This window comes from Pseudonocardia terrae (assembly GCF_021343995.1).
GTDB lineage: Bacteria > Actinomycetota > Actinomycetes > Mycobacteriales > Pseudonocardiaceae > Pseudonocardia > Pseudonocardia terrae.
The window spans coordinates 1-4832 of record NZ_JAJTTE010000118.1; the positions used below are offsets into that span (position 1 = coordinate 1).

General features: G+C 67.6%; 3 protein-coding genes. 2 read left to right on the forward strand and 1 reads right to left on the reverse strand.

The genetic code is table 11. The features are described 5' to 3' along the window. Positions 1-101 precede the first annotated feature (101 nt). A complete protein-coding gene (locus LWC33_RS34220; protein ID WP_233308861.1) occupies positions 102-956 on the reverse strand; it encodes a LysR family transcriptional regulator in 855 nt (284 codons plus the stop codon). A gap of 79 nt (positions 957-1035) precedes the next feature. On the opposite strand from LWC33_RS34220, the gene LWC33_RS34225 reads away from it, so the two are divergent. Both LWC33_RS34225 and ltrA read left to right on the forward strand, forming a co-directional pair. Then, a complete protein-coding gene (locus LWC33_RS34225; protein WP_233308862.1) occupies positions 1036-2034 on the forward strand; it encodes a bile acid:sodium symporter family protein in 999 nt (332 codons plus the stop codon). Positions 2035-2913: 879 nt separating this feature from the next. Beyond that, positions 2914-4704, forward strand: a complete 1791-nt coding sequence (gene ltrA, locus LWC33_RS34230; protein WP_233308863.1) for a group II intron reverse transcriptase/maturase — start codon at positions 2914-2916, stop codon at positions 4702-4704. Positions 4705-4832 lie beyond the last annotated feature (128 nt).

Consider the following 4832-nt stretch of genomic DNA (forward strand, 5'->3'; position numbering starts at 1 on the left):
GGTTATCGTACTCTCACCGTCCGCGAGCGCCCACTACTCGCGGATACGGGTCAGAGCGCATTACGGTTCCATAATGCACCAATTGTCGCCGGAAATTCGCGTTATGGTTCCATGATGCGGTTCTGTAGGGTCGCCGCGCTGTCCAGGATCGCCCCGGCCAGGGCCTCGGCCGGGGCGGTCAGGGCGCGGCGGCCGGTCTGCAGGGTGAAGTCGAACTCGCCGAGCCGCGGCAGTCCGGCGACCGGGACCAGCCCGGCGGGGATCAGCGTCTCGGCGTGGGCGACGACGCCGAGCCCGGCCAGGGCGGCCGCCCGCAGCCCGGACAGGGAACCGCTGGTGCAGGCCATCCGCCACGGCCGGCCCGCGGCCTCCAGCGCCGCGATGGCCGCGGCCCGGGACAGGCTCGGCGGCGGGTAGCTGACGAGCGGGATCGCGGCGTCGTCGAGCCGGTGGCCGGGGGCGGCGACCCAGACGAACCGGTCGTGCCAGACCGGCGTGCCGCCCGTCCGGCCGGGCGAGCGCTTGGCGAAGAGCAGATCCAGCTCGCCGCGGTCGAGCTCGGTTTCCAGGGTCTCGCTGAGCCCGACCGTGAGCTCCAGGTCCACCTCGGGATGGCGGCGGCGGAAGCCGGCGAGGATCGTCGGCAGCCGGGCGACGAGATCCTCGGAAACCCCGAACCGCAGCCGTCCGCGGACCCGCGCGCCGCGGAAGTGCGCCAGGGCGCGCTCGCCGGTGTCGAGGATCGTGGTGGCGAACTCCAGCATCGCCTCGCCGTCGGGAGTGAGGGCGACGGTGTGGGTGTCGCGGGCGAGCAGCGTGCGGCCCACCTCGGCCTCGAGCTTGCGGACGTGCTGGCTCACCGTCGACTGCCGCACGCCGAGCCGGTCCGCGGCGCGGGTGAAGCTCAGTGTGCGCGCGACCGTCACGAACGAGCGCAGGAACACCGGGTCCAGCATCGGCTCATCGTAGTCCGTGATGACAGACAGAGCGGTGTGCGTGTTTCCGCATGAGCGTGGGTGGCGGAGGATGGACCCCGTGCCTCAGTGGTGGAAGCGTCTCCGGGAGCGGATCCGGATCGACACGTTCTTGCTGCTGATCCTCCTCACGGTGGGGATCGCGGCGCTGCTGCCTGCGCGCGGGGCGGTGGCGACCGGCTTCGGGCACGCGACGACCGTCGCCATCGGCCTGCTGTTCTTCCTCTACGGCGCACGGCTGTCCACCCGCGAGGCGATCGAGGGGCTGAAGCACTGGCGGCTGCACGGCACGGTCGTGCTGGCGACGTTCGTGCTCTTCCCGCTGCTCGGGCTGGCGATCCAGCTCATCCCGTCGGCGGTGCTGCCCACCGAACTCAAGCTCGGCATGCTGTTCCTGTGCTGCCTGCCCTCGACGGTGCAGTCGTCGATCGCGTTCACCTCGGTGGCCCGCGGCAACGTCCCGGCCGCGATCTGTGCGGCCTCGCTCTCGAACCTGCTCGGCATCGTGGTCACCCCGCTGCTCACCGGCCTGCTGCTGTCGTCGCAGGGCGGCGTCTCGGGCGGCGCGATCGTCGACGTCGCCCTGCAGCTGCTCGCTCCGTTCGTGCTCGGTCAGCTGCTGCGGCGCTGGATCGGCGGCTGGGTGACCCGGAACAAGAAGTACCTGCAGGTCGTGGACCGGGGCTCGATCCTGCTGGTCGTGTACACCGCGTTCAGCGAGGGCATGGTGCAGGGCATCTGGGGCCGGCTCTCCCCGGCGGCCCTCGGCGCCCTCCTGGGGACCTGCGTGCTGCTGCTCGGCGTGGTGCTGACGATCACCTGGGTCGTCCCGCGCCGGTTCCCGCGCGCCGACCGGATCACGATCCTGTTCTGCGGGTCGAAGAAGAGCCTGGCCAGCGGCCTGCCGATGGCGGGCGTGCTGTTCGCGGGCCCGCAGGTCGGGCTGCTGGTGCTGCCGCTGATGCTGTTCCATCAGATCCAGCTGATGGCCTGCGCGGCGATCGCCGGACGGATGGCCCGGCACGCGGAGGAGCCGACGGCCGAGCCCGTCCCCGTCTGAGCCTGGATCCACCGGTGAAGCGCGCTGATTCGGGCGAGTCGTGACACACGAATGCCCCTCTGAGCTGGGAAGATGTGCTTACCACGGCAACATCGATCCCCGCAGAGAAGGGCATCCGCTGGATGCGACTATCCCACGCGTGTCGCGCGATCCGCGTGCGCTTCGACGATCCGAACCTCGTGGTGCGACACCAAGTCGCTCACTGTGAGTGAGCTATGTCGAGTGGAGGGCTGGTGAAGCTGGTGGCGTAGCTCCGGGCAAGTGCTCGAGCGCCTGTCTCCTGCTCCGGCGTGCGCCGCAGGCTCTTGGTCTGCGGGGTGCGAAGCCCGGGGCTGTGCCCAAGGTGCCCCTGTTCCACCCGGGGATCGCCGGGTCTGGGAGAAGGTCGGGCGGGTGAACGGGAGTGAACCCTTGATGACGCCTCGTTATCGGAGAGCTCCGGATGGTGGGATGTGGACCGGGGTGATAGGGCCTTGCCCCTGGAAGAGGGGGCGCGTGGTGGCCGGAGGCACGAGACCGGCCACGAGAGCACCACGTGGTCTCGGGGTAAAGAGGGCACCCAATCCGGCCGCGACTCGAGTGAGCGGAAAGTGGAAACCTCGTCGTGGTCCAGACGGTGTCGAAGCCATCGACGCCGAGGTTTGGTAGGCCGATCGTAAGAGGGGCGGAAGTCCTCGACGGGACAGGATGTCCAAGAAGCTAATGCCGGTGGCCGAAAGGCAACAGGAAAACCACGGACAGCACGGGTCGACACCTTCCCGTTGACCGCCGTGGCACAACTGGCCGGATACCAACCAGATGGTTGGGCCCGAGAGGGTGCTGACGTGGACAGGTGAGTCTTTGGATATTCAGGGCCGATGGCTCGCGGACCATAGGGGCATGTTGGACACCATCGAGGTGAACGGACCCGTGGACGTTTCTGCGCCATGGGACGCCATAGACTGGCGCACCCATGAACAGAACGTAGCGAGGCTGCGGCGCAGGATCTTCAAGGCGACGCGGGAGCAGGACTGGGCGGTGGTCCGGTCGCTGCAGAAACTGATGCTGGGCTCTTGGTCGAACACGCTTGTGAGCGTGCGTCAGGTGACCCAACGCAATGCTGGGCGTCGAACGGCCGGTATCGACGGAGACATCGCGCTGTCGAGTGCCGCCCGTGCCGAAGCGGCGGTGCAAGTGCATCGAACGCGTTCGTCATGGGTGCCGCTGCCGGTTCGACGCGTGTATATCCCGAAGGCCAATGGCAAGCAGCGCCCACTCGGAATTCCCGCGCTCATGGACCGGTGCCATCAGGCACGGGTCCGTAATGCGTTGGAGCCCGAGTGGGAGGCCCGGTTCGAACCCCGTTCATACGGGTTTCGGCCCAGACGCAGCTGCGCCGACGCGATCGAGTCCCTGTTCACCACGCTCAAAGGGCCACGGGCCAAACGGGTGTGGATCCTGGACGCCGATCTGTCGGCAGCGTTCGACAAGATCGACCACGTCCGGCTCCTGGATGCGCTCGGCGGGTTCCCCGCGCGGGGCCTGGTCGAGGGCTGGCTGAAGGCGGGCGTGATCGATAACGAGCGCTTCTCTCCGAGCGAGGAGGGAAGCCCGCAAGGCGGTGTGATCAGCCCCTTGCTGTTGAACGTTGCGCTGCACGGCCTGGAGGAGGCCGCCGGGGTCCGCTACCGCACCGGCAGTAAAGCCGGAGAAGTAGCAGTGGACTCCCCGGTTCTGGTGAGATATGCCGACGATTTCGCCGTCTGTTGCCACTCCCGGCAACAGGCCGGCCAGGTCAAGGCACGGTTGGCCGGGTGGCTGAAGCCGAGGGGGCTGGCCTTCAACGAGGACAAGACACGTATAGTGCACCTCGAAGAGGGCTTCGACTTCCTCGGATTTAATGTCCGCCGTTACCGGAACGGACGGTCCCTCGGGAAACTGCTGATCAAACCGAGCCCGGACGCGGTCAAACGTGTCCGCAGGAGGCTGGCGGTCGAAATGCGCCGGTTGCGTGGATCAAACGCAATCGCTGTCATCGCCCGCCTCAACCCGATTATCCGGGGTTGGGCCTCCTACTATCGAGGGGCGGTGTCCAGTGGAGTATTTGCTTCGTTGGACGCGTATATGTGGGCACTCACCTACCGGTGGGCACGCCGCAACCACCCAAGGAAATCCCGTCACTGGGTGGTAAGCCGCTACTTCGGCCGGTTCCACCGGTTCAGGAACGATCGCTGGGTGTTCGGTGACCCCCAACCCTTGCAGGGCGAGAACGGTGGCACCACCGCCTATCTCGCGAAATTTTCCTGGACCGACATTGTTCGCCATACCTTGGTCGCGAGTGGGGCGTCCCCGGACGACCCCGATCTACGCGAGTACTGGAACAGGCGGCGGCGGAAGGTCAAACCAGCGCTGGACAGTTACAACTCCGCCCTGCTCGCCAGGCAAGGTGGCTACTGCCCGTTCTGCGGAGACCACCTGCTCACCGCAGATCAGCCCCAGTCCCCACACGAATGGGAACGCTGGTGGCTGCGCGTGGTCAAACGAGCGATCGCCGCCGACTATCTCACCCACCACGGGCGAGACGGCACAATGAACGGAACCCGGACACGCCTCGTACACACCTCCTGCCACCGCAGCGTCCAAGCACGCAGGAGGAACCAGCAGCCCACGGCGCCCTCGGGACTTGCTTGAGCCGTATGCCGGGAAACTGGCACGTACGGTTCTGAGGGGGCGGGGGCGCAGCAATGCGTCCCCGCTACCCAACTCGTGTGCCGGGCTGGTCCCGGTCGTGGCCCTGGCCGCCCGGTGCGGGCTACGAA

Coding starts and splice junctions, on each gene's coding strand:
- LWC33_RS34220 (WP_233308861.1), bottom strand. CDS start 956: ATGCTGGACCCGGTGTTCCTGCGCTCGTTCGTGACGGTCGCGCGCACA.
- ltrA (WP_233308863.1), top strand. CDS start 2,914: ATGTTGGACACCATCGAGGTGAACGGACCCGTGGACGTTTCTGCGCCA.